The sequence below is a fragment of the Paenibacillus sp. Dod16 genome (assembly GCF_049893405.1).
Classification (GTDB): Bacteria; Bacillota; Bacilli; order Paenibacillales; family Paenibacillaceae; genus Paenibacillus_AQ.
This window is the reverse complement of the sequence record NZ_JBNDYG010000033.1, coordinates 39,576-64,912: the sequence shown is the minus strand read 5'-3', so window position 1 is coordinate 64,912 and position 25,337 is coordinate 39,576. Positions and strand designations below refer to the sequence as shown.

Below are 25,337 nucleotides of genomic sequence, written 5' to 3'. Positions count from 1 at the left end.
GATTTCATTTCAGATCGTTTTCGGATTTTCTGGAGAAGGGGAATAACATGTCCTTTTACATCAAAGACCTGCTGCAGCTGTCTACAGGGGTGCGCCGCTTCCTGATAAGTGAGGCCTTCTACGGCATCGGAATCGGTCTCTATACACTCGTCCTGAATCTGCATCTGCTCTTCCGGGGGCTAAGGGAGGACGAGATCGGCGCGTTGGTATCGATGGGCATACTGATCATGGGCGTTCTCGCCATTCCGGTATCCCTGCTCGCTAACCGGACCGGAAGAAAGAAACTGCTGGTTGCCGGCGTATTCTTTATTGCCGCGGGCAATGTGCTGTTTGCCGTCAGCGATGAATTGCTGTGGTTCTATGCCGCTCAAATATTGGTGTCTGCCGGCTTGACGCTGGTGGAGACGACGGAGATCCAGCTTCTCTTCCATTATTGCCGTTCCCGTAAGGAGGAAGCCCGTGCATTTTCCTTGATGTTTGCCGTCTTTACGGCTTTCACGGGTCTCGGAACGCTGGCGGCAGGATATATCTCGAAGGGGTTCGAAGGAAGCAGAGGTTATGAAGTGTCGCTTCTGCTGACCGGGCTGGTGCTTGTGCTTCACGGCGTCATCCGGGCGTTCTGGCTGCCTGCCGAGAACAAGGCTTCGGAGGCGGCAGCGGCGGCAGCTTCACCTTCGAGAGGCATCTCCAGGCTAATGGGACCTCTATCCTCCGGGACCTTGTGGCTGTTCGCCGTGTTTACGGCGCTGCTCGGCGGCTGTATCGCCATGACCGGCTCCTTCCTGAACGTCATCGTGAAGTTCCGCCTGGATTGGATGGACGACCAGGTATCCCTGATTCTGGCCATCGGCGCGATCCTTCTGTTTATATGCTCGTTGATGACGCCGTACGTCATGGAGCGGTTCGGTTATAACACGGCCATTATCTCGGTATTTATCGTTAATATTTTGCTGTTTGCCGCTCTATACATGATTCTCCCCGTATGGCTGTTTGTCGGGCTGTTTCTACTGCGGGGCGGCGGCGTGACCATGCTGTCCAATCTGCTGGACAGTCTGCTGATGTCGGCCTTTAATGAAAAGGAACGGAATCTGTACGCCGGCATGAGGTCGGTATTCCGGAGTTTAGGCTCGTCCGGGGCAACCTTTGTTGCCGGACTGATCCTGGCTCGGCAGGATTATCGGCTTCCCTTTCTGGCCACGGCCGGCGTGCTGCTCCTATGCGGCCTGTATTACGTATGGTGGATTCGCCCGGTCTTATCCAAGAGAATAAACAGCGGTATCGAGCCATGAATGTGAAGGGCCGTCTAAAAGGGAAATCCCCTTTTTAGGCGGCCTTTTTGCCGATTGCAGCAGGCTCTTTCATATTCATCTTACGGCGTCTGCTTCACTGCTGCAGGCTGAATCCGTATTTGTTCCAGGGAAAGTCTTTAAACATATTGACATCAAAAATTGGTACATGTTTAAATAGAAGAAGTGTTAGCACTCTGATGTAAAGAGTGCTAAAAAGAAACCTCGTTCAGATTGGAAGGGAGATTTTTTCATGGCGAAAAAACAGTTTAAAGCTGAGTCCAAACGGCTGCTCGAGATGATGATTAACTCCATCTATACGCAGCGCGAAATTTTTCTGCGTGAGCTGATTTCAAATGCCAGCGACGCGATCGACAAGATTTACTATAAAGCGCTGACCGACGAGAATTTGACCTTTAATAAAGAAGACTATTACGTTAAGATTACCGCAGATAAAGCAAACCGTACGCTGACCATTACCGATACGGGGATCGGAATGACAAAGGAAGACCTCGAGAACAACCTCGGCGTCATCGCCAAGAGCGGTTCCCTTGCATTCAAGAGTGAGAACGAAGCGAAGGACGGCCACAATATCATCGGCCAATTCGGCGTAGGTTTCTATTCCGCCTTTATGGTTGCCGATGTCGTTACCGTGACGAGCCGTGCCCTCGGCAGCGACGAAGCGTTCAAGTGGGAATCCGAAGGCACGGATGGATATACCATTACGCCGGCCGACAAGGATTCCGTCGGAACCGAGATCGTATTGAAGATCAAAGAGAACACGGAAGATGATCAGTATGACGAGTATTTGGAAGAGTACCGCTTAAGAGCGATCATCAAGAAGTACTCGGACTTCATCCGCTATCCGATCAAGATGGACGTGAAAACGCAGCGTCCGAAGGCTGATGCCGAGAATGAGTTCGAGGAAGTCCAGGAAGAGCAGACCATCAACAGCATGGTGCCGATCTGGCGCAAGAACAAAGGCGAGCTGACGGACGAAGATTACGTGAATTTCTACAACGAGAAACGGTACGGCTTCGATAAACCGCTCAAACACATTCATGTAAAAGCGGACGGTGCCGTTGTATATAACGCGATTCTGTTCATTCCCGAGAATACGCCTTTCGATTATTACACCAAGGAATACGAGAAAGGGCTTGAGCTCTATTCCAACGGCGTCCTGATCATGGACAAATGCGGCGACCTGCTGCCGGACTATTTCAGCTTCGTGAAAGGGATGGTCGATTCCGAGGATCTGTCGCTGAACATCTCACGCGAGATGCTCCAGCATGACCGTCAGCTGACGCTGATTGCCAAGAACATCAAGAGCAAAGTGAAAAGCGCGCTGCAAGGCATGATGAAGGACGAGCGGGAGAATTACGAGAAGTTCTTCGCATCCTTCGGCAGAGGACTGAAATTCGGCGTCTACAACGATTACGGCATGAACAAGGAAGATCTTCAAGATCTGCTGCTGTTCACTTCCTCCAAGGAGAAGAAACTGGTCTCCCTGGACGAGTACGTATCGAGGATGCCGGAGGATCAGAAGTATATCTATTATGCTTCCGGTGATTCCATCGACCGGATCGAGAAGCTTCCGCAGACGGAAATGGTGCTCGACAAAGGTTATGAAATTCTGTACTTCACCGACGATGTCGATGAGTTTGCGATCAAGATGCTCATGAAATACAAGGAGAAGGAATTCAAGTCGGTATCCAGCGGCGATCTTGGCCTCGATTCCGAGACGGACAAACAGGAGAATGAAGCTGAAGAGAACGACAATAAAGAGCTCTTTGAAGCTATGGGCAGCCTCTTGGCCGGCAAGGTGAAATCCGTTAAAGCCTCCAAACGACTGAAATCCCATCCGGTATGCCTGTCCACGGAGGGCGATGTCTCGATTGAGATGGAGAAGATCTTGAAGGCGATGCCGAACGGACAGGATATCCAAGCCGACAAGGTGCTGGAGATTAACACGAACCATGAGGTGTTCAAATCCCTGAAGGCACAGCAAGCGGATCAAGATAAGCTGAAGCTCTACACGAATCTCCTGTACAATCAAGCGCTGCTGATCGAAGGCTTGCCGATTGCCGATCCGGTGGAATTCACGAACGATATTTGCAAAATCATGGTGTAACCGTCGTAGCTGGCTCTATGCGATGATAATAAACAAACCCGAAACGCTGGTATGGCACCAGGGAATCGGGTTTGTTTTTTTCTGCATATCACCTGAACACGATGCAGTTCTCTACGCCACGTCTCCGGCAAGATCCGATAACAATCCGTTCTCGGGCGCCATGCCCAAGAGGTCATATACCGATATCGGGAACATCGGAAAGCCGACATAGTACGGCGTGATGGCATATAGCGGATAGAAGATGACCAGTGACTTATCTGCCAGATAGAAATCCTGATTCGGCGAAACGGTGACCGGACTGCTCTCCAGCACGGGAATGCCGCGTTCCTTGATCTGACGATTCACTTCGGCGGCCAAAACGGCTTGATAGCTGGAGCCCGGACGGAACAGGTCGGATAAGGCGTAGGATTTACCGGTGGCCGTGGAAAAGGTCAGGCCTTTCGTTACCGTATGTCCATGTGCCATAGGTTCGGAGTAGGTGTAGTTGGTCAGCACGAGGCTAAGGATGCCTCGTTCATTCGTTTTGATCTCAAAAGTGCCCGTCGTTTGTGGGTTGGTGCCGGTCTGAATCTGCTGCTGTTCGCGCTGCATATCCTGGATTTGATCAATAATCGCCCGGTTGATGGCTTCTTCTGCTCCTGGATTCATGAGGCCGTATACCTGCGGATAATGAATCACGAGACCGGGTGCCGTATGCGTGAGGGTATGGATGCTCACCGGCGGTACATATTGCGCCATGCGTACCATCGCTCCAATCTAACATCAGATACGTTAGCCTATTCGAAAGCGGGCGCGAAGGTTACGAAGTCTGGAGGCTCGGAAGTCCGGAACCACGAAAGTTTGGAACCTCGGAGGCTGGCGGGCTTGGAGGCTCGGAAACTCGGAAACTCGGTCATCCCCGCGGAACGGCTTTCGAGCAGACAGAACGCTCTTATGCGGCGGTTCCGGTCCGTGGCGTGTGTTTGCCGGAAATCGGATAGCCTTCACTCTTTGTCCGCAACGCCAGACGTAAGCAGTCTTCTTACAAAGATCGTGAATATGACCAGGGATACGACAACCGATACTGCCGTAACCGTAAACAAGTATGCATAGCCGATACGCTCGGAGACCAGGCCCAGCAGGATCGCGCCAAGCCCGATGCCGAGATCGAATGCGGTCATGAAGGAAGCGTTGGCTGCGCCTCTCCGATCTTCGGGAGCAATGCGCAGGGTGGCTGCTTGAAGAGCGGGCTGGGCCGAGCCGAAGCCGATGCCGTACAGAATAGCTGCGATAATCAGTCCGGGCAATCCGCTCGACAGGCTTAAGACGATGAGAGCGCCAGTCGTTACGACAAGGGACGGAATGATGACAGCCGCTTCGCCGAAACGGTCCGACAGCTTTCCGGCAAAGGGCCGAATCAACGTAAGAGCGACGGCGTACACCAGGAAAAAGGTTCCCGGATTGACCCGAATGGACTCGGCAAACAGCGGGAGGAAGGTTGTAATTCCCCCATAAGCGACAGCCAGAAAAAAGATGGCGACCGTGACAGGGAGAACGGATTTCTCGACTAGCTGAATCCGGCCTGCCGAAGGTTTGGCTTGATAAGGTGCTCTGGTCATGTAGGCCAGTATGAAGGCAACCAGAGAGAGCCCGGTAGCGACAAGAAACAAGGTCTGAAAGGAATATCCACCGACAATATAGGTCCCCAGCATGGGGCCGATGGCCATCGCAACCGTCATCGCCATCCCATACCAGCCCATGCCTTCCCCGCGGCGGGAGGCCGGGATTAAATCCGTAATGACCGTACCGATAGAGGTTGTCGAAAAAGCCCAGCTCGCGCCGTGCAGGATCCGCAGTGCAAGCAGAAGCAGAATGCTGCCGACCCAATCGTAGAGATACATCGAAAGAACAAAGAAGATAAGACCCCAAATGTAAAAAGCTCTCCTGCCGTACCGATCCACCAATCCCCCGACCATTGGGCGAAAGACTACCGCCGTCAGCGTGAACGCGCCGGCCGCCAAACCTACCTGAGTCTCGGAGCCGCCTAAATGCTTGATATACAGCGGAAGCGTGGGCAGCAGCAGATAGAAGCCCGTAAATAGAAACAGCATCCCGACCGTCATCTGAATAAACGGTTTCGTCCATAAACGTTCCATCTTCGTATCCCTCCTTATATGCAATGTAAAAAAACGCTAGAACGCTAGTCTTCTTCGGACTTAACGGCCGTTATTTCTTTCTTGACCCACTCGATATTCGTCATTGCCATCTGCTTCCGGTGATCCAGTACCCTCAGCAATTGAAGCCGCTGTTTCTCGGGCTCGGGCTTGTAGAACGTGATCTTCGCCTCAAAATCCGTTACATGCTGCAGGTTAGTCTCGAGATAAATTAAATATTGCTCGAGGCAGTCGAGTCGAACCTTCTTCGGAACATACCGGAAATAGACCATTTTGAAATGGAATGCCTGCTCCGTATCCATGTTGTATTCCAGGGGTTTCTGCATGAGCTCGAGAAAGTTATTCCGTCCGGAATCGGTAATCCCGTAGATTTTTCGGGGGCGTTTGCCTCCGCCGGATTCGTCAAGACGAAGATGGATCCACCCGTTATCCACCATCCGGGAGAGCAGCGGATACAACGTTCCGGAACTGATCTGACGGTAAGGTCCGCCTGCATTTTTAAGGATCTCTTGGAGCATATAGCCGTGTTTATCCCCGGTCATCAATTCACCCAGAACAAAAATTTCATACATATGAGGTGCAACAATTGAAGCCGATCCCAGAAGGATCGGCTGGAAGAATGCGAAGGGGGAAAGAAGCCAACTCAAATTGAGAAATATAGCAGACTTGGATCCGGTTTGCACAGCAGGGAGTAGATGCCTGTGCTTGCACAGGCGAGCCGTGCCCGGCAAGAGCATTAAGGGTTTTGCTTCCTGCTGTTTACAGTCCGCCTGCGTTTTTTCCGTGACTCTCTTTAGGCTGGCCGTTGACCTTCTCGACATAATCCAAATGTTGAAATCCCCAGGTGCACATGTCGGTCAGAACGCTGTCCAAGCTTTTTCCATGCTGCGAGATGGAATACTCCACCTTGGGCGGAATCTCCTGATATACCTTGCGTACGACAAGTCCATCCTGTTCCAGTTCGCGCAGCTGATTCGTGAGCATGCCTTGGGTCACGCCCGGAAGCAGACGCCGGAGCTCCCCGAACCGTTTGGTTCCGTCCTGCAGCAGTATAAACAGAATCAGCGGTTTCCACTTACCGCCGATTAATTGCAGCGTTGTCAGGATGCCGTCGGTGTTAGGCCGTTCATGATCGGTTGTTCTCATGTTCTCATCTCCCATAGGAAGTGTGTTATCGGTCTTTGTTCATTTGATGTTAGTAATGTAGCACAGTATTCGATTTAAACCCAGTACTATTCTTCTTCGTACTTAGTACGTTTTGACGTACTATGCATGGGATGAATAGGTATGCTAAAACCGACTAAGTACATAAAAAGAGCGTACTTTTCAACGAAACGGATCCGAAACATAATGGGGGTGTCAAACAAACCAAATGGGACAGGAGAGACCTGAATATGAAAATCATGGTGATGGTGGTTCATCCGAATTTAGACAACTCGCGTGCGAATCGAGTGCTGATGCAGCACAGCAGGCTCTATGCGAATGGAAATGTAGATATCCGGGATCTTTACAAGGAGTATCCGAATTGGATTATCGATATTGAGCGCGAGCAGCAGGTTCTTCTTCAGTATGATCGAGTAGTGTTCCAGTTCCCGTTGTACTGGTACAGCTGCCCGCCCCTGTTGAAGAAATGGTTCGATGACGTTCTGACCTTCGGTTGGGCGTTCGGACCAGAAGGCAACAATCTGAAGGGCAAGGAATTTATGGTGGCCACGACGGCAGCAGGCTTAGAACAAGGATATCAGGCAGGCGGGGACAATTGGTATACCGTAAGTGAGCTGCTGCGCCCGATTCAAGCTACATTGAACCGGTGCAAAGTTCGATATTTGCCGGCCTTTGCGACCTATAACGTAGAGAAGGTAAGCGATGAGGAGCTCCAGGCGGAGGCAGGCAGATATGCCGACCAGGTTCTAGCACCTGCAGCCGAAAGCCGATATTGAGGCATGCTTCTCGGCCTGAACCGATAGAAGATTGGCACTTGCCGGCCGGCGCCATAAAAGGCATGATGGAGTCATGTATGACATGACCTGAAGCAGTGCCTCGGGTTTTTGGGCCAGCCCATTTACGGGTTGGGTTGGCTCGAACCGGCTTCATCGCACATGCTTACAAAACTTGTGAGGAGGAGCCTTCATGACAATTGACGAAGCCATTCACTTGGAGTCCTACGACCAGCAGTGGGCCGATCGGTTTAGCGAAGAACTTCAGACGTTAACGAGGGAGATTGGTCCCTATACGGCTGCCATCGAACATTTTGGAAGCACATCGGTACCGGGGATGACAGCCAAACCCATCATCGATATTCTGGTGGGCGTGGAGAATGCGCTGCATTCGAGTGAAATCATCCCCAGACTGACCGCTATGGGTTATGAGGATCTCGGAGAAGCCGGAATTCCAGGCCGTTTATATCTCCGCAAAAGAGGCGGCTTTGCCTATAACGTTCATATTGTGTTATTTCGTGGCGACATCTGGAATCATAACATCATGATCAGGGATTACCTGCGGGCACATGCCGTCGAAGCCGAGCGTTACAGCGAGATCAAACGACGGATCGTTTCACAAGGGACCCGGACCCTCCTCCAATACTCCGATGAGAAGAATCCGTTCGTTGAGCAGCTGCTTGGCAGGGCGAAAGCATGGAAGAACGGTGTGCAATCCGAATAAGCGCCTGCGTATTTATTCTCCATTCATGGCCTTGCACTGCTTTCGGTAAGCGGAAGGGGTGAGGCCATGAAATTTTTTGAACGTTTTGCTGAAATGGACATAGTCCGAGAAACCGACGCGGTAGGCTGTTTCCTGGGCGGAAAGCTCAGACTCCGCCAGCAATTCCCTCGCTTTTTCCATGCGTACCTGCACCAGGTATTTTACGAAGTTCATATTCGTTTCGCTCTTGAAAGTGCGGCTTAAATACGTGACCGACATCCCTACCGAATCAGCTACCTCCTGCAAGGACAAATCCTCCATCGCGTAATTCTCTTCAATGTAACGTTTGGCTTTCTGAATATTGTGGTGAGACCCTAGATTTCGGGAGCCCTTAATCAGCGCCAGCATTTCCTTGATCTTATCTTGTATTTGACGGCTGCAGGCAATGGGATCGTCCTGTGGCCATTGATCCTCGCCAATCTCCATCGCAAGAAGCAAACCGCGTTCTTTCATCGCCGTCAGCAGATCCTGCATCAGCATATGGGCGTAACGTGACACGCTGACTTCTTCTGGCCCGCTCGTCTCGAAAAGAGCCATGATCTCGCGAATTTGTTCCAGCGCTCCCTGTTCATCGGCAGAATACAGCAGCTCAGCCAGCCTGGCTTTATGGTGCTGCTGCGCAAGCGTCCATTCCGTTTGCCGGGAGAACCGCGCTTTCCGCTCATCCAGCTCCCTGCAGGCACGTTCCAGCGTCGTTTGGAACTGGGCAGGGTCGATGGGCTTCAGCAGGAAGTCCGAAACGCCATAGCGCAGGGCCTGACGCGCGAATTCGAAGTTGTCATGGCCCGACAGGATAATGAAGTGCATCTGGGGATGGGATTCCCGGACACGGCGGATAAATTCCAGTCCATCCATTTCAGGCATGCAAATGTCGGTCACGATGATGTCGGGCCGGCTATCCTCCAGCATTTGGAGGGCTTCAACCCCGTCTTCGGCTTCGCCGGCAACCTCAATCCGAAGACCCGACCTCTCAACAAGCTTTCGCAAACTCAAATGAATGGCGTATTCGTCATCTATCAACATGATCCGGTACATGTTGTCCCTCCTCGCTAGTCTTGTACGGCAGTCTGATTTCAAATATCGTGCCTTCCAAGGGCACGGATTCCACAAGCTGCAGGCCATACTCGTCACCGAAGGTAAGCTGGAGTCTTTGATGCACGTTCAAGAGGCCGATGCCGTTGGTGGTTTCCTCTCCGTCGTTTGGCAGCATGCCTTCACCCGGCTTCTCGCAGGGTTGCAGGATTTGCCTGATTTGCCACAGCGTTTCCGCCGTCATGCCAATCCCCTTGTCCCGGATGATGATGGCAAAATAGCCCGCCTCCGCACGGGAGCTGATCCCGAGGTAGCTTGGTTTCTTGCCCCGGTATCCGTGGATGAACACATTCTCTACGATCGGCTGCAGCGTCAGCCTGACGGCGTTTACGCGATCCAGGTCCCGTTCGTTCAGGTTCATATCGATCCGGAGCCTGCGGAAACGGGCGCTTTGAAGGTCGAGATAATACTGGACATGCGTCATCTCCTCCCGCAGCGGAACGACGGATCCGGCATGACCGATATTGTAACGAAACATATGGGCCAGCGCCCTCGTCATGCGGCTGATTTCCATATGATCGTCCGCAATGGCATATGAATTAATAATCTCCAATGAATTGTACAAAAAATGCGGGTTGATGTGGGACTGCATGGAGCGGAGCTCGGATTCCTTCTGCTTGATCATGAGCTCCCGTTCCTTCAGCTGGGAATCCTGGACCTCCCGGATCAGCCGCTTCAGCTCTCCCGTCATGCTGTAGAAGCTGTGAAACACGGCGGTCATTTCATTGTTGCGGAACCGGTTCACGTTGGTAGGAAGCACAAAATCCCCCCGCTCGACGCGGGCCATCAGCTTCTGCAGCATGGAGAGCGGTCTTGTTAAAGACAAGGAGAAGCCGCCCACAAGCGCCAATGCAATGATCATGAGAACGGCTGCGGCCGCAAGCGAGTAATTGCGCTGGGTGATTAAACCGCCGATGAGATTGTTCAGCGGCAGATCGGCAACAACCGTCCAGCCGGTGATCTGCGAGCGTTCATGCAGGACCATCTTTTCGGTGCCCGAAACGGTGTCTTGATGCTGGAAGAAGGAGGAGTCCCGGTTTTGAATACGTGTTAACAGCCCCGGTTCGACTGGGGTTCCGACCCGGCTCGGATCCGGGTGGTAGATCATCTGCCCATCCTTGCCCATGATCCAGACGTCAAAGCCCCCCAGCGAATCGTTAGAGCAGATGGCTCCGATTTGCTTCAGATTGAGGTCGACAATCAATAAGCCTTTATAGAGAAAGGACGAATTGTCATACAGCTTCCGGGCTACGGTAAGGGCTGGCGTGTTTCCTACCCGGCTGAGGCCGATGATTTGAAAATCGTTGAATTGATCCAGCTGCGCCTGATAGGATCGGTTGCGTTTGCGGATTTCACTCATGTCGAGCAGTCCCGGCGCGCTTTCGTAATCGGTAATTTGTCTTTTGTTCTCGGCGACGAGCGAGATTCCGATAATGTCGGATCTGCCGTAAATCATCTGGGCAAACAAGTCGTCCTCCACTTTTTTGGCAAGCTGAAAGTAGGCATAGGGAGTAAGCTGGGCAGCCGAGAGAAATTGCTGGATCTGAGGGTTGTGAATAAAGGGATAGGTGGAATTCTCTAGATTGGATATGTACGAATCCAGCGAGACGTTGGTTTGCTCGATGATACGCTTGTTAGCGCCAGCGGCAAACTGTTCAATCGCTTCAGTTGACGACTGGTACCAGAAGCTGCCGAGCAGAAAGAAGGGGAGGCCAATGAATAGGGTGATCAGCACGAACAAACGTTGGTTAATGGTCAGATTACCGGTGGAAACGCCTTGGATGTTCATCGCTCTTCCGCCTTCCTCGCATTGAAGTAGGGAATGTAAGGAACATTGTAGCAAAAAAACACAAGTTGTAAATAAAAAACCATGATGCCGCAGCAAGAAATCACAAGTGGGCTAAGAAAGCACATGGGCGCATTCGGTCGTTATCAACTACAATCGCATTAATCCATTTCAAACAATAGGGGGCGAGGATTGTGAAAAAGAGAAAAGGGTTCTACAGCTGGGTAACGGCCTTATTGCTGATATCCATCATTGTAAGCGGATGCGGAAATGCTGGCGATGGTCAGAGCGGCACCGCATCTTCCGGCACCGGAGGCGGCGAGGAAGATAAGAAGGTAGAAATCCTGCTCGGATATTATTCGAGCGACAGCTCCGATGCGAAGATGAAGGAGCTGATCGAGCAGTTCGAGGAAAAGCATCCGAACATTACGGTCAAAACGCAGAGCGCGCCTTACGGGCAGTTCTACCAGAAGCTGGATACGCAGATCGCGGCCGGCCAGGCGCCGGACGTATGGCTGTCCGACGGCGTCTACGTGATGAAATACGCCCAGCGGGGCGCGGCCAAGGATCTGACCGATTGGATTGCAAGGGATCTGAAAGCCGATGAGTACTACGGCCTCGATTTCAACAAGGACGCGGACGGGCGCTATTGGGGCGTGCCGCAGGGCATACAGGTCGGTGTGCTGTTTTACAACAAAGAGCTGTTTGATAAGGCCGGCGTAGCGTATCCTTCGGATGAATGGACCTGGGAGGATCTGAAATCATCGGCAGCCAAGCTGACGGTGGATGCCGGCGGAAAAACGGCCGAGGACAGCGGGTTCGACGCAGCCAGCGTGAATCAGTTCGGGCTTACGTTCTTCAGCATTACCGAGGGCTGGTTCTCCGTGATGAAATCCTACGGCGGTGGAACCCTTGACGAGAAAGCGGAGAACTCGATCATCAATTCCCCTGAGAACAAGCAGGCGTTCGAATGGATGGTCGACGGCATGCAGCGCGGCATCATTACGGATCCGGTCGATCTGAAGAGCTTCCAGAGCAATACCGCCGTGTTCCCAAGCGGATCGGCCGCCATGCGGATCGGCATTTATGCCCGGGTGCAGGCAGCGAATGAAGCCGGTCTGAATTACGATGTGGCGCTGCTGCCGAAGGGACCTGACGGCAAGCGGGTGTCCCCGGTCATTGCCAACTCGTGGGTGGTTAATCAGAAGTCAAGCGACGAGAAAGCGGAAGCTGCCTGGGAGTGGATTAAATATTGGGCTACGGAAGACGATGTGCAGAAGCAGTGGACCGAGCTTGGCGAAGCCGTGCCCGTGAAAAAATCCGTTGCGGAATCCGAAGTGTTCCTCAAGGCGGGAGAGCAGCCGGCTAATCGCCAAGCTTTCCTGGATAGCCTGGAGTTCGCACAGACGCTCGACAATAACGCGGTCTGGGAAGAATGGGTAGGCAAATTCAACGAGCATGCGGAGCGTGCCTTCCTGGGGGATGCAACCATCGATCAGGCTTTAAGCGAAGCGGACGCAGCCGTTCAGGCGGTCCTCGATGATTTCTATAAAAAATAAAACCAAGGGTGGAAGAAAGGCGGGAGTGAAATGGACAATACGCTAAACGACAATGCAGCACTCAAAGCCGATCCGATGCCGCACGGAAAGCCCGCCCGAAAACGGAAATGGGATCATGAGGGGAGATGGGGGCTGCTCATGGCCTCCCCCTATGTTCTCCACTTTATCATTTTTGTGGCGGGTCCTCTCGCCGCATCCCTGTACTTCAGCTTCTCCGATTATGACATGCTGAATCCGCCCGAGTGGAGCGGATTGGATAATTTCCGGCGCATGGCCGAGGATTCGATGTTCTGGCGTTCCCTGTGGAATACCTTGTATTTTGCGGTTCTGTTCGTGCCGCTCCAGACCTTTCTGGCCTTGGTGCTGGCCGTTGCGCTAAACCAGCGTTTGAAAGGGCTTAAATGGTTCCGGATGGCCCATTTTATCCCGGTGATCTCCTCATGGACCGTCATCCTGTATGTTGCTGACGCCGTATTCAACCCTCGCTTCGGTTTGGCGAATACGCTGCTTGCCAAGCTGGGGCTGGAAGGGCAAGGCTGGCTGCAGGACCCGAAGCTGGCGATTCCGCTGCTCGTGTTCATCGCGGTCTGGAAAGGGATCGGCTATATTATGGTCATTTATCTGGCGGGACTTCAGAGCGTTCCCGGGGATTTATATGAAGCCGCGGAGATTGACGGTGCTGGAGCCCTGCGAAAATTCCGGTATATTACCGTTCCATTGATCTCGCCGACGACCTTCCTGGTTGTCATCATGAGCACCATCTCTACCTTCCAGGCATTCGAACAGATCTATGTGCTGACCGGCAGGGGCGACATCAGCTCGGCGGGAGGTCCGAATAACTCCAGTCTGGTCATGATGCTGTATTTATATCGCGAAGGGTTCACCTTTATGAGGATGGGGTATGCTTCCGCCATTGCCTGGGTGCTGTTCATGATCCTGTTCCTGCTGACGCTGATACAGCTTCGGGCCCAAAAGAAGTGGGTGCATTATGACTGATCAAGCGATCAAGATGGAACCGGGGATTTGGAACCGCATCGGAGGAAGGAGTGGCCCCAAATGAGAAGAAAGCTGTTGGGAAAAAGTATCGGATACGTGCTGATTGGGATCAGCTCGCTCATCATGATCGTGCCGTTTCTGTCGGCACTCATGAATTCATTGAAAACCTACAAGGAATATACAACGGTTCCGCCCCGCTGGATCCCTGAAGTATTCCAATGGTCCAATTACGCCCAGGTGTTCCAGCTTGGGAATATTGGCGGCTACACGCTGAACAGCGTCTTCGTAGCCGCATTGTCCGTCATCGGCGCCCTGATCTCCTGCTCGATGGTCGGTTACGCGTTCGCAAGACTGCGCTTTCCGCTGAAAAGTGCGCTGTTCGTGATGGTGCTGGGAACGATGATGATTCCGGCGGTGGTGATCATTATCCCGCATTTCATCATTTTTAATAAGTTGAACATGCTGGATACGCTCACGCCGCTGTGGATTATCGAATGGCTGGCTCAGCCGTTTGGGATTTTCCTCATGCGACAGGCTTTTATGAATATACCTAAAGAGTATGAGGAAGCGGCCAAAATGGAGGGCTGCAATCCGTTCCAGATTTATCTGCGGATCTTCATTCCGATGGCCAGGCCTACGCTGGCGACGCTGGCGATCTTTACGTTTATGGGCAAGTGGAACGAGATTCTGACGCCTGTCATTTATTTGACCTCGAATGAGAAGTATACGCTGCCCATCGGCATTCTCTCCTTATCAGGCCAGTGGACCGGCAATGAACAGCTTATGATTGCAGCCGCACTGGTCAGCCTGGTTCCGATTCTGCTGGTATTCCTGTTTGCCGAGAAATATTTTGTGCAGAACCACAATATGGCCGGGATTAAATAATGGAACGTAACTATCGGCCCGGGAAGGGCCATGTCTGTGAAGGAAAGGATGAAAGACGAGATGAAAATAGCGGCATTCAGCGGATCACTCATCGATTACAGCATCCATGAAGCGATGTCGATTGCGGCCGAACTCGGTTTTGACGGGATCGAAATCGCCTGCCGCGAACCGCATTTGAGTCCGGAGGCATCGCTTCCGCGAGTCCGCGAAATGAAGGCACTTGCGGATGGGCACGGTATGGAGATTCCGGCATTGGCAGGTTACATGGGTCATTTCTCGACAAGCGGGGATGCCGAATGTGCCGGGGCCTATGATCAGTTTATGGGCCTGCTTGAACGCGCGGTGATGTTGGAGGCGGGCATGATCCGGATCTTTCAGGGAGGGCCAAATGCCTTCCTGGCAGAGGATTATCATTATGCGAAGGCGGCTTTCTGGATTCGGAAATGCGCGGAGGAAGCCCGTGCTGCGGGAAAACGGATCGTGCTGGAAATTCACAATCAGAGCCTGGTGGAGACAACGGACAGCGCGCTGCGGTTGCTGGATTTGATCGGTGACGATCAGGTTGGCCTGATTCATGATGCAGGGAATATGTACATCACGGACACGGAATTTGGGGAAAAATCGGTCCGGCAGCTTGGAAGCCGGTTGTTTCATGTGCACATCAAGGATGAACGGCGGATCGGCCAAGTGGGCGAGCCGGGAACGTTCAAAAATTTGACCCGTCACGGGGAAGAATTCTTCCTGCAGTGCCGCCTGGGTGAGGGAGAAGTGGATCACGGCGGGCTGCTCAGGGGACTTCGGGAACAGCGGTACGCGGGTTGGCTTACGCTGGAATGTGCCGCTCCCTATCCACCGAAGGAACGGCTCGCTTATGATCTGAGGGTCATCCAGGAGTGGCTGCAGGCTGTGGAGGTGTCAAACAGATGAGCGGAAAAGCACGGAAATTTGGAATCATCGGCTGCCAGCATGCCCACATCGGCATGTTTATCGAGGAGATGCTGGCACTGGGCTACGAATGTGCAGGAGTATACGAACCGGACAATCAGCCGTTCGCCCGCACTCTCGCCGACCGGTACGGCCTAGAGCTGACGGGGGATCGCGAGTCGATGCTGGCAGACGAAGGCGTAGGAATCATCGGCTGCGCGGCCATCAATGATGAGAAGATGGACGTCATAGAGCTGTGCGAGCTGCACGGCAAACCGATCATGATCGACAAGCCTGCCGTGACGGATCGAGCGGGACTCATCCGGCTGCGCGATGTTCTGGAGCGTGGAAGGATCGAGGTAGGCATGATGCTGACCGAGCGTTTCCGTCCATCCCTGCATACCGTTCATCGGATGATCCGGGCAGGAGAATTGGGGGACATCGTCCATATCTCGATGCGCAAGCCGCATCGGCTGAATCCGGCTGCCCGCCCGGCCTGGCATTTTGACAAATCGCAGTCCGGCGGCATCATCAACGATCTCTTCGTGCATGACTTCGATCTGTTAAGGTGGCTGACGGGCCGGGAAGTCGAGACGACATCCGGTTATCTGGCGAAGCATATGCTGCCTGAATACCCGACTTTTTATGATGCGGCCGGCGTGCAGGTATTTATGGCTGGCGGCATAACGGCACAGCTTTACGCGGACTGGCATACACCTGCCGGCAGCTGGACTTGGGGAGACGGCCGGATATTCATTACGGGGACGCGAGGCATTGCCGAAATTCGGCTGGAAGGCGATCCTTTGCTGTCCAGCGATGAGGTTGTGCTTGTTATCACCGATCAGGAGCTGCGTTCTATGCCTTTGAAGCCGCCGCCGTTCTCCCTTTCGCAGGATTTTCTGAACCGGGTGAATGGAGAAGCGGGCGTGATCACGCATGACGATATTTACAAAGCCTCGGAGGCGACGGTGATAGCCGATGAGGAAGCACGGATCCTGATTCGGGAATAGGGAACGCATGCGGCTTTGCTGCAAACTGAACGTAACGAGGAGGCGTAGGATACATGACGGAGGAAACATTGCCGGTTCGATTCGGGATTATCGGCTGCGGGATTATTGCGGACATTCATGCACGGAGCATCATGAACACGGAGGAAGCCGTGCTGGCCGCCGTATTCGATACGAAACGGGAATCTGCGGTCAAACTGACTGCAACGTACGGAGGAGATATCTGCGATACCTTGGAAGAACTGCTGGCACGCGAGGATATAGAGGTAGTCTGCATCTGCACGCCAAGCGGTATGCATGCAGAGCAGACGGCGATGGTTGCCCGGGCGGGCAAGCATGTGCTGGTAGAGAAGCCAATGGCGATCCGGCTTGACGATGTCGAGCGCATGATTGAGGTATGTGCGGAGAATGGGGTGCTCCTGGCAACCGTTTTTCCAAGGCGTATGTCCCCGCAGGCCCGATATGCCCGCCAGGTCATTCAAGAAGGGCGCCTCGGGAAGCTCAGCTTATGCTCGGCGTATGTCATGCTGTACCGAGATCAAGCCTATTATGACAGTGCGGGCTGGCGTGGGACCTGGGCGATGGACGGCGGCGGGGCGATGATGAATCAGGGAATCCACACGGTGGATATGCTGCAATGGCTCGTTGGACCCGTTGCATCCTTGTCTGCCAAAGCCAAAGCCGTGCTGCGCAATATCGAAGTCGAAGATACCGTGATCGCAGCCCTTGAATTTGCGAGCGGCGCGCTCGGCGTCATGGAGATCACGACGACAGCCTGCGACGGGAAAGGGCAGCGGCTGGTCATTCATGGCGAGAAGGGCGCGCTTGTCATCGAAGAAGATACGATTGTATCCCTTGAGATCGATGGCGAACAAGTTCAACTGCCTGATTTCGAACCGTTTAAAGTTATACCTGACGGCCACCGTCTCCAAATTCAAGATATGGCGCTTGCCGTTCGCGAAGGCCGCGAGCCTGTCGTCACCGGGAAGGACGGGCGGCACTCTCTGGAGATCATTCTCGGCACCTACGAGGCTTCCCGGCAGCGCAAGGAAATTCAACTACAGACCGGAACGCCGGTGTTGTAACGGCTGGAGGTGACTTTATGAAGACTGGGCAAAGCATAAAGCCTGTTATTGAAAGAGTTCAAGATCAACTGAAGGTCCGCGTTTATGACCAGCGCGAAGCGATGGGAAAAGCGGCTGCCGCCGATATCCGCGCGGCCATGCAGCGCCTTCTGACCGAGAAAGAGCGCATTCGCATCGTCTTTGCGGCTGCCCCGTCACAGAACGAATGCCTGGCGGCGCTGGTTCAATCGGAAGGATTGGACTGGAGCCGGGTCACGGCTTTTCATATGGATGAATACATCGGCCTTCCTTCGTCTGCGTCTCAGCGGTTCGGGAACTTTTTATCCCGGCAGCTGTTTGATCGGGTATCTCCGGGGGAGGTTCATTTGATCGACGGTATGAATGATCCTGAAGCGGAGTGCGACAGATACAGCCGATTGGTAACTGCTGAGCCGATCGATATGGTGGTCCTGGGCATAGGAGAGAACGGGCATATCGCCTTCAACGATCCGCCCGTTGCGGATTTTGCGGATCCGTTATGGGTAAAGCGGGTGAAGCTGGACGAGGATTGTCGCCGACAGCAGGTGAATGACGGCTGTTTCGCGAGCTTGGAGGAGGTTCCGAAATACGCGCTTACGCTTACCATTCCGGCCTTAATGTCGGCTGCCCATCTGTTCTGCGTCGTTCCCGGCGCAAGCAAGCGAGCGGCGGTACAAAGGACGCTGTACGGCGATATAAGCGAGGCCTGCCCTGCCAGCATTCTTCGGCAGCATTCGGATTGCACGCTGTACGTGGACCGGGAGTCGTACGGGGAAATCCGGAATGGATAGCCATGAACTTGTTCGTATGGGCCGTCATTACGCAACAGGGGAGCAAATAAGGCTAGAATGGGACTCTGGCGGCGGGATAGAACGGATACTTCCTCACGATGGTGAAGAGGAGACGTGGATCGCTCCCGGATTGATCGATCTTCAGATTAACGGCGGTTACGGACATGATTTCAATTCGCTGCCGCTCACAACGGATACGATCATTCAGGCAACCCGGCGCTTATGGGAGAAAGGCGTAACGCTGTACTACCCCACCGTCATTACCAACGGAGACGAAGAGATCGAGCAATTGCTGCGGGTTATCGACGCGGCTTGCCTGGAGGATGAAGCGGTCGGTTCAACCATAGGCGGGATTCATTTGGAGGGACCTTTCCTTTCTCCGGAGGAAGGCCCAAGGGGAGCGCATGATTCCCGGTATATCAAGGAGCCGGACTGGGCATTGTTTGCGAGATGGCAGGCGGCATCGGGGAACCGGATTCGGATCGTCACCCTATCGCCGGAGTGGCCCGATGCCCCGAGTTTTATCCGGTTGTGCGTCGAATCGGGAATCGTCGTATCGATCGGGCACACCGCTGCGACGCCTGCGCAAATTCGGGAAGCCGGCATCCGAATTATATATGGGAGCAGCTTGCGCAAGATCAGCTGTGGGCAGGAATCATTGCGGACGGGAACCATCTGCCGGATTCGGTGATCAAGGTGATGCTCCGCGCCAAGTCGTCCAAAGCGCTGCTCGTCAGCGATGCCGTCTATTTAAGCGGGATGCCGCCAGGAGAATACGAGACCCATATCGGTGGAAATGTTGTCTTAACGCCTGAGGGTCGATTGCATCTCGCCCGCAAGCCCGAGCTGTTGGCAGGCTCGGCCATGATGCTTGCCGATGCGGTTTGGCGGCTGGCTCAGTCGGGGCAGTGCGCGTTTCCTGAAGCTTGGGACATGGCTTCCATCCGGCCCGCCGAGGCGATGGGGCAAGCGGAACCCTATGGCCTGAAGAGAGGAGCACAGGCCGACTTCGTGCTTCTGGAGAAGCGCAAGGGGTGCCTCCGCATTGTGGAGACCGTCAAGGGAGGCCGTTCAGTTTACCAAGGGGATTGTTAGGTGTCCTTTTTAGGATATCTAATACGGGGTCCATAGGTTGTAATGAACAGCTGCAGATTTCTTCGCTTTTTCATTTTTATGTGAAAGACCACGTAAAAAATATCCCTTCTTGAATTCAAGAAGGGATATTTGCATCCGTTTTTTTCTAACGTTTTAAACGTATGGCTTTATTTCTTTTTGATAAAAGTCATATAATTGATTTACAGAAGAACTTGACAAGATCTGACCGGCTCGTTCAACTTTCTCGCGTTCCCAATCGAACCATCGCATTTCCTTTAACTTCTCAATTTCTCCATCCGTAAAGCGTTTCTTCATCTCTTTAGCAGGGTTGCCGCCTACGATCGTATAGGGTGGGACATCTTTTGCAACAACCGAACCAGCCGCCACAATGGCACCTTCGCCAATGGTCACACCTGGCATAATCATGGCATTCATTCCAATCCAGGCATCACTTTCGATGATGGTATCGCCTTTTGGTGCGTAAGAAGTTTCAATCTGATCGACAAACGGGTACACAGTTATCCATTCAGGATGATGATTGTGATTTCCACCCATTAGTATAATAACACCACTTGCTATACATACGTAATTGCAAATAATCAACTTATCTATATGCCAACCATGGTCTTCGATGGGATTAAACAACCTTCGGGATTTCTCATCCCCCCAAAGGTATCTAACGCAACCATCTTCAAAATCATGATGATCGTAATAACCGGAATAGTAAGAGTATTCTCCTACTGTAATCATTGGGTTAGTGACAATATCCTTTAAATACTTAATTTCGGACCAGTGTTCGAACCGATGTTGTTTCATTCTTATACCTCGCTTCTAAGTAGAGTAGGTCATTACTTAGAAGCTTAATGCAGTAGCGACATTCTTAAACCTTATCAAGCGACGAACCATCGTCCTCATCCTTTTCCTCAGTATTGGTGAGATTGTAACAAAAGGTTGATCTTTTCGTCAAACGTATGCTTTACAAGCCATGTTGGGTACCTTTAATCGTATTTCGCCATAACCTTCTTCAGAATCCCCTTCATGCAATCCACCAGCTCCTGCGGCTCCTTCACCGTGGCTTCATTTCCTAAGCCGAGAAAAAATTTAGCAAAATACAAAATTTCGCTGACAGGAACGCTCTGATCGAGCCGTCCGCTTCCATCCGGTTGCATGTCAACATGGGGAACAGGACACAATTCGGATTCGCAGCGCTGAACGCCTTCCCGGCTCAGATCAACGACCATCCTGGTATAGACTGATTTCTCTGCCCCGTATTCCCTCCAATTGCCCAGATGGATATGGCGGTGATCCCGCGGCTCGACTCCGGTTGTATCATATACCACGGTCTGCATGCGGTCACAACGGAACAGACGGAAATCCTCCCGCAGAAAACAATAAGCGGGACAATACCAGAAGCCGTTGCTTGCATAGATGCCCACCGGCTGAAGGCTCCGCTCCGTATAGCCTTCTTTGGTCTCGTATTCCACCGTAACGACTCGCTGATCAACAGCGGCATCCAGCAGAACGCCGAGAGATTCGGCCTTCTGCCGTCTGGTATGCGTCAGAAAATCCACACGGTTCTTCATCTGGTCAATCCGGTCACGAACATCACCCGGCATGTAATAATAAAATTTTTGAAGCGCGGTAGAGGACTCGGCTTCAAAGGGAAGAAATAGATAGTGACGCAGGGCGTGGCTGGCAAAAAACATCGCAACGGCTTCTTCCTCGCTGAAGGCGATCGGGGGGAGAATCCGTTCTTTGAGCACCTGGTATCCGCCGTGCGGTCCTACCTCGGAATAGAGGGGAACGCCCAGCTCGCTCAGCTCCTGCAGGTCCCGCAAGATCGTGCGAGAGGACACGTCGAATTGATCGGCCAATTCCCTTACCGTGAATTTCCGCATCCGGTTCACGGTCATCATCAGCTCCATGAGACGTTTGGATTTGGACATAAGATCAGCTCCATATCTGTTTGATGACTATGACAATAGTTGTCACCATTATACGCTATACTGGCTGTAGAACCCAGAGACCCCTTATAACTAAAAAATGGAGTGATGAAACGTGAATCAATTGCATGAAATGAAGCAGCTGTTGTTCGAGGAACTGGAGCTTATCGTTAGGACCAGTTCGAATCTGATCGGCAAAATTTCACCGGAGCATTGGGATTACAGGCCTGCCCATAATATGAGATCGCTTCAGGAGCTCGTGCATCATCTGGTGTCAGTGCCTGCAACGGATCTGTTAATTTTGCAAGAGAAGAGCGAAGCGGAGATCCGGGAGCTGGAAGCTAGCATCGCCGCTGACGGCGTGGACAAGGACAAACTGATCTCCTGTATGACGAAGGGACTTGCGGATGTGAAGTCTTACATGGGCGGACTGACAGATGAAGAATTTATGCAGAAGAAAACGAAACCCTTCTACTTGGAGCATGGTTCAACCCAAGCCAAGTGGCTGATTGAAATCGTCACGCATGCCCAGCATCATCGGGCGCAAATGTTCAATTATCTGAAAGCCCAGGGCTATGAAGTGAGTATGTTCGATTTATATTAAACGTCAGGAGTGCTGATTAAGAACAGGAGGGAGAAGGATGCCGCGACAAATACCGGGAAAATCGCCGAAGCTGCCGTTAACCGGCAAAGAGCGAGCAAAGCTGCGGTCAAACAAAATGAAGCTCAGCGATATTGCGCATATGGATATCGAGTTATTGTCCGGCGTGCTAGGTGTTTCGGATAGCCGCGCCCAATATATCCGGGGAATGGCGCAGTTTCAGACGGTTCCTTCGATCGGACCGAAAGTGGCTGAACGCGTAGTCCAGTTGGGGTATTACGCATTGGAAGATATCAAGGATGAAGACGCTGCCGCTTTAACGGACCGGATGGAAGCGAGCAGCGGTTTCTGGATGGATCCTTGCGTGGAGGATGCGTTTCGCTGCATCGTATATCATGCCAATCATCCGGGGAGCGGGAAGAGCTGGCATGACTTTACCGAAGTGCGTAAGCAATTCAGGGAGCAGCACGGATATCCTCCAACCCGTCCAACATTATCGTGGTACGACAACAAAGATGGACAACCATAGGATCCATAACTTGACCAACATACAGCTCGATGAAGAAACGCCTGATGCGACATGTCATGCTGCAATCCGGTAGCGGACATCGGTCCATTGCCGTTCCGCTCGGGACAGGAAGGAGAGCAACCGGAAGACGGAAGGACGCTCCGGTGACGGGCAGCATGAGGTGAAGCTCAAAACCTCCTCGGGGAATATCTCGATAAAATAACATGCTAGAAAATAAGAAAAAGAAGCATCCCCGTACTGGTCCGCTCCAGAGTCCACAGTTTATGTGCTCTAAGAAGCAGACGATCAGGGAATGCTTGGCATGTTAACCTATTAAACTCTTATATAATTAAGAAAAATGATAGCACCTTATTCTTCGGCAGGCACTGAAGCCTTGGATGAAGCGGAAGATCTCATATATTGAGGCGGGTTCACATCATCGATCAGCAGAATACCGTCGTATTGGTCACGGGCGATTAAGCTCTCTGGAATCATGCCCCAGCTATAGGCAAAACGCGGCTCGAACATCCAGGAATTACCTGTCCCACGCTTTTGGTACCGCAGATCCACGAAGGTATACGGCGAGCCTGCGGCCGACAGGATCGATTCGATGGATCCCGGCTTTGCCGGCAGAACGTCATGCACATTCCCCATGTTATCTGCGGTTTGTCCGCTGGCTGGATACAGGCCAAGCACGTAACTGTATTTTTTCATTTCATCCGAGAGTTTTTCTCCCATTAAAGTCACCGGATATGGCGAACCCATCACTTCCGTTTGGGCTTTGCGGATGTGGTCGTTATGTCCCCAAACGATGAATTTCTCCGTCGGGTATACTTCGGTTGCCAGCCACATGAGATTGTCATGCATCGCCTGATCCCGCCATTCCATCGATTCCAGGAACGGTTCATAATCCCCGCTTTCCATGCCGAGGGTTGACTTGATGGAGAGCTCCACATATTCCTGAGCTACCCGAATCCGGTCGTTCAAGCTTCTTTCAAGCAGCATGGACAGTTTGGGGTTATCTGGATATAGCCGCTTCAGATGAGACTCGTTTGCCTCCGTCTTTAAGGATTTTAGGGCATCTTTGTATACTTGAATCAGCTGATTTTTCTCTTTGCGGTATGCGGCAAGGTCCGTACCAAGAGAGTAGTCTGACAATTTCTTCTCAGCTTCCGTTAGACGCTTAGCCATGGCCTGATCCTGCAGCCATTGGCCATCCAACAGCGGATGCTGCAGCTGCATGTCAAAACCGGTCAGCACGAGCGGCTGCTTGCTCTTTTGTGCTGTTTGTATGTATTCGAACAACGGCAATATCTCCTTGGACCACCAGACGCCAAAGATGGAATCTTTCATCGTTTGTTCCGCGCTCTGCTGTCCGGCCCGGCCGTAGGCCAAGGAGCTATTACCAAGACCACTCTCAAAGGCCAGAACGTTGTACCCCATCTCCTGATGCAGGAATTGAATTAAACGGGTCTTAGCCAGATTGAACTCGCCAACCCCGTGGGAGCTTTCCCCCAGAAACACGAAACGTTTATCTTGCAGCAATGGTTTTAGCATAGCCAGATCCTTATATTGGTTTGGACCGCCCGCCGTCTCGGCGGGTTGAATCGTATCCAGTCGGTACGCGTGGTCTTTGGCCCAGTCCTCCCACTCGGCAATCTTTTCATCCGAAGTTCGGGCTGTTTTAACTTCTGTAACCTGGCCTTGGATGGAATCGGCGGTAGCAGCATATGCATCTCCGTGAGGGATTAGGGAAGTTCCTACGATAGAAGCGGTGAGCAGAAACACGGTGAATGCTTTTCTAGCGTTATGTAGTGGCACAGAGGATCACTCCTTATAAGATGTCGTATGATTTTTAAATTGTATGAACGGACGTGTAAAGATGCCCGCCACTAAGTGCTTTCTGCCTTGAATGTGGGAATCACCTCCTTAACATAGCCGAGATTACGGCTCGTTGGTTCAACGCCGCCATGAGCTGGCCGCTTAATCCTCTTCCCAGAACAGATCGTTCAAAGTACGCGATAATGCCTTGCATATGGCCACGCACAGGCTGAGGGACGGATTATATTTCCCCAGCTCGATCAGGCCGATGGTCTGCCTGGAGACACCGACGATCTGGGCCAGTTCTTCCTGCGATAAATCCTTCTCGACGCGGGCCATCTTCAATTTGATGTTTTTCATCCGTCAGTCCCCCTGATATCCCTTTCTATGAGTCGAATGGATCGTTCTGTGACATTTTCTGGCTTACCTTGTTGGCGCCGTAGTGGATCAACCAATTCCCTCCGACAAAGAGCGGGATGTAGATGATCAGTGAGACGAAGAAAACGCTGAAGAAATATTTGAGCTCGGTCGCACTGTTGTCATTGCCAAACAGGATCGCGCTGCGGATACCGAAAAAAAGAGCAAGTGCAACACCGATAATGAGCCCCCATATCGCCGTACGCATGCTGAACGAAATTTTGCTCCGCTGGTCATGGACCTCCACTTCATCCGAGTAAATCCCCAGCGCCACGCTGCGTATCCCAAAATATAAGCTTCCTCCCAGTATGATCAGCATTTCCAGCCAGACGGACTCCGTTCGCGGGAGTGCAAAAGATTTGATGATAACGGAAATGCTGCATATGATCATGATCAAGGTATACACCTCTTTATATAACTTGTTCTTTAGATTGACGATACGCTCATCTTCAGCCGTGCTCTTCTTAAACCAATTCAAGCTCATCATTCCTTCCTTTGGTTAGAGATAGGTTTTGAGATTTTCCGGATACATGCATTGT

26 protein-coding genes are annotated in these 25,337 nt (G+C 52.3%); 15 read left to right on the top strand and 11 right to left on the bottom strand.

The window, feature by feature from the left end; translation table 11 throughout:
* Positions 1-47 precede the first annotated feature (47 nt).
* A complete protein-coding gene (locus tag ACPV3A_RS22915; protein ID WP_426201381.1) occupies positions 48-1,289 on the top strand; it encodes an MFS transporter in 1,242 nt (413 codons plus the stop codon).
* Between the two features lie 250 nt (positions 1,290-1,539).
* Positions 1,540-3,417, top strand: a complete 1,878-nt coding sequence (htpG, locus tag ACPV3A_RS22910; RefSeq protein ID WP_220686332.1) for a molecular chaperone HtpG — start codon at positions 1,540-1,542, stop codon at positions 3,415-3,417.
* A gap of 111 nt (positions 3,418-3,528) precedes the next feature.
* Here the strand turns inward: htpG and ACPV3A_RS22905 are convergent, their stop codons facing one another.
* The 4 genes from ACPV3A_RS22905 to ACPV3A_RS22890 form a co-directional block, all read right to left on the bottom strand.
* Positions 3,529-4,155, bottom strand: a complete 627-nt coding sequence (locus ACPV3A_RS22905) for a DUF3298 domain-containing protein (protein ID WP_426201379.1) — start codon at positions 4,153-4,155, stop codon at positions 3,529-3,531.
* Positions 4,156-4,400: 245 nt separating this feature from the next.
* Positions 4,401-5,552 carry an MFS transporter gene (locus ACPV3A_RS22900; RefSeq protein ID WP_426201377.1) on the bottom strand — a complete coding sequence of 384 codons (1,152 nt, stop codon included), beginning with the start codon at positions 5,550-5,552 and terminating at the stop codon, positions 4,401-4,403.
* A gap of 44 nt (positions 5,553-5,596) precedes the next feature.
* The gene (locus tag ACPV3A_RS22895) at positions 5,597-6,142 is read right to left on the bottom strand and encodes a PadR family transcriptional regulator (RefSeq protein WP_426201424.1); all 546 of its coding nucleotides are present in this window, start codon (positions 6,140-6,142) and stop codon (positions 5,597-5,599) included.
* A gap of 187 nt (positions 6,143-6,329) precedes the next feature.
* On the bottom strand, positions 6,330-6,716 hold the full coding sequence (locus tag ACPV3A_RS22890; protein WP_194541249.1) for a winged helix-turn-helix transcriptional regulator: 387 nt from the start codon (positions 6,714-6,716) through the stop codon (positions 6,330-6,332).
* Positions 6,717-6,964: 248 nt separating this feature from the next.
* Here ACPV3A_RS22890 and ACPV3A_RS22885 point away from each other — a divergent pair, with 248 nt between their 5' ends.
* Complete coding sequence (locus ACPV3A_RS22885; protein ID WP_426201374.1) at positions 6,965-7,510, top strand: NAD(P)H-dependent oxidoreductase; 546 nt, start codon at positions 6,965-6,967, stop codon at positions 7,508-7,510.
* A gap of 190 nt (positions 7,511-7,700) precedes the next feature.
* On the top strand, positions 7,701-8,231 hold the full coding sequence (locus ACPV3A_RS22880) for a GrpB family protein (protein WP_426201373.1): 531 nt from the start codon (positions 7,701-7,703) through the stop codon (positions 8,229-8,231).
* Between the two features lie 12 nt (positions 8,232-8,243).
* Here the strand turns inward: ACPV3A_RS22880 and ACPV3A_RS22875 are convergent, their stop codons facing one another.
* Positions 8,244-9,305, bottom strand: a complete 1,062-nt coding sequence (locus ACPV3A_RS22875; RefSeq protein WP_426201371.1) for a response regulator transcription factor — start codon at positions 9,303-9,305, stop codon at positions 8,244-8,246.
* A complete protein-coding gene (locus tag ACPV3A_RS22870) occupies positions 9,280-11,151 on the bottom strand; it encodes a sensor histidine kinase (RefSeq protein WP_426201369.1) in 1,872 nt (623 codons plus the stop codon). The genes ACPV3A_RS22875 and ACPV3A_RS22870 overlap by 26 nt, the downstream gene beginning before the upstream one ends.
* A gap of 191 nt (positions 11,152-11,342) precedes the next feature.
* Here ACPV3A_RS22870 and ACPV3A_RS22865 point away from each other — a divergent pair, with 191 nt between their 5' ends.
* The 9 genes from ACPV3A_RS22865 to ACPV3A_RS22825 are packed head-to-tail and all read left to right on the top strand — an operon-like array spanning position 11,343 to position 19,508.
* Positions 11,343-12,707: an ABC transporter substrate-binding protein gene (locus tag ACPV3A_RS22865; protein WP_426201367.1), complete on the top strand. Its 1,365-nt coding sequence runs from the start codon at positions 11,343-11,345 to the stop codon at positions 12,705-12,707.
* 30 nt (positions 12,708-12,737) lie between these two features.
* Positions 12,738-13,703 (top strand): carbohydrate ABC transporter permease, encoded by a 966-nt coding sequence (locus ACPV3A_RS22860; RefSeq protein WP_194541255.1) that lies wholly within the window; start codon positions 12,738-12,740, stop codon positions 13,701-13,703.
* A 60-nt stretch (positions 13,704-13,763) separates the two neighbouring features.
* Entirely contained in the window at positions 13,764-14,588 is an 825-nt protein-coding gene (locus ACPV3A_RS22855; RefSeq protein WP_216533201.1) for a carbohydrate ABC transporter permease, read from the top strand.
* Positions 14,589-14,648: 60 nt separating this feature from the next.
* Positions 14,649-15,515, top strand: coding sequence for a sugar phosphate isomerase/epimerase family protein (locus tag ACPV3A_RS22850; RefSeq protein WP_394058671.1), 867 nt, complete (start codon positions 14,649-14,651; stop codon positions 15,513-15,515).
* Positions 15,512-16,522, top strand: coding sequence for a Gfo/Idh/MocA family protein (locus ACPV3A_RS22845; protein ID WP_326116173.1), 1,011 nt, complete (start codon positions 15,512-15,514; stop codon positions 16,520-16,522). Before ACPV3A_RS22850 ends, ACPV3A_RS22845 begins: the two co-directional genes overlap by 4 nt.
* A 53-nt stretch (positions 16,523-16,575) precedes the next feature.
* Complete coding sequence (locus ACPV3A_RS22840; RefSeq protein WP_100540570.1) at positions 16,576-17,604, top strand: Gfo/Idh/MocA family protein; 1,029 nt, start codon at positions 16,576-16,578, stop codon at positions 17,602-17,604.
* A 17-nt stretch (positions 17,605-17,621) separates the two neighbouring features.
* Complete coding sequence (locus ACPV3A_RS22835; RefSeq protein ID WP_426201363.1) at positions 17,622-18,413, top strand: glucosamine-6-phosphate deaminase; 792 nt, start codon at positions 17,622-17,624, stop codon at positions 18,411-18,413.
* The gene (locus tag ACPV3A_RS22830; protein WP_426201361.1) at positions 18,406-19,104 is read left to right on the top strand and encodes a hypothetical protein; all 699 of its coding nucleotides are present in this window, start codon (positions 18,406-18,408) and stop codon (positions 19,102-19,104) included. The genes ACPV3A_RS22835 and ACPV3A_RS22830 overlap by 8 nt, the downstream gene beginning before the upstream one ends.
* An 8-nt stretch (positions 19,105-19,112) precedes the next feature.
* A complete protein-coding gene (locus ACPV3A_RS22825) occupies positions 19,113-19,508 on the top strand; it encodes a hypothetical protein (RefSeq protein WP_426201359.1) in 396 nt (131 codons plus the stop codon).
* 153 nt (positions 19,509-19,661) lie between these two features.
* On the opposite strand, the gene ACPV3A_RS22820 is transcribed toward ACPV3A_RS22825, so the two are convergent.
* Positions 19,662-20,324, bottom strand: coding sequence for a CatB-related O-acetyltransferase (locus tag ACPV3A_RS22820; protein ID WP_426201357.1), 663 nt, complete (start codon positions 20,322-20,324; stop codon positions 19,662-19,664).
* Between the two features lie 182 nt (positions 20,325-20,506).
* Positions 20,507-21,454 (bottom strand): YafY family protein, encoded by a 948-nt coding sequence (locus ACPV3A_RS22815; protein WP_339222213.1) that lies wholly within the window; start codon positions 21,452-21,454, stop codon positions 20,507-20,509.
* Between the two features lie 112 nt (positions 21,455-21,566).
* Between ACPV3A_RS22815 and ACPV3A_RS22810 the strand changes: the two genes are divergently transcribed.
* Together ACPV3A_RS22810 and ACPV3A_RS22805 are read left to right on the top strand one after the other, a co-directional pair.
* Positions 21,567-22,055, top strand: coding sequence for a DinB family protein (locus tag ACPV3A_RS22810; protein WP_339222215.1), 489 nt, complete (start codon positions 21,567-21,569; stop codon positions 22,053-22,055).
* A gap of 37 nt (positions 22,056-22,092) precedes the next feature.
* Complete coding sequence (locus ACPV3A_RS22805) at positions 22,093-22,581, top strand: helix-hairpin-helix domain-containing protein (protein WP_220686318.1); 489 nt, start codon at positions 22,093-22,095, stop codon at positions 22,579-22,581.
* Positions 22,582-22,929: 348 nt separating this feature from the next.
* On the opposite strand, the gene ACPV3A_RS22800 is transcribed toward ACPV3A_RS22805, so the two are convergent.
* The 3 genes from ACPV3A_RS22800 to ACPV3A_RS22790 all read right to left on the bottom strand — a co-directional run bounded on the left by ACPV3A_RS22800 (position 22,930) and on the right by ACPV3A_RS22790 (position 25,282).
* The gene (locus ACPV3A_RS22800) at positions 22,930-24,381 is read right to left on the bottom strand and encodes an erythromycin esterase family protein (protein WP_194541264.1); all 1,452 of its coding nucleotides are present in this window, start codon (positions 24,379-24,381) and stop codon (positions 22,930-22,932) included.
* Positions 24,382-24,543: 162 nt separating this feature from the next.
* The gene (locus ACPV3A_RS22795; RefSeq protein WP_009594955.1) at positions 24,544-24,741 is read right to left on the bottom strand and encodes a helix-turn-helix transcriptional regulator; all 198 of its coding nucleotides are present in this window, start codon (positions 24,739-24,741) and stop codon (positions 24,544-24,546) included.
* Between the two features lie 25 nt (positions 24,742-24,766).
* Positions 24,767-25,282 carry a DUF6773 family protein gene (locus ACPV3A_RS22790; RefSeq protein ID WP_194545073.1) on the bottom strand — a complete coding sequence of 172 codons (516 nt, stop codon included), beginning with the start codon at positions 25,280-25,282 and terminating at the stop codon, positions 24,767-24,769.
* Between the last annotated feature and the right edge of the window lie 55 nt (positions 25,283-25,337).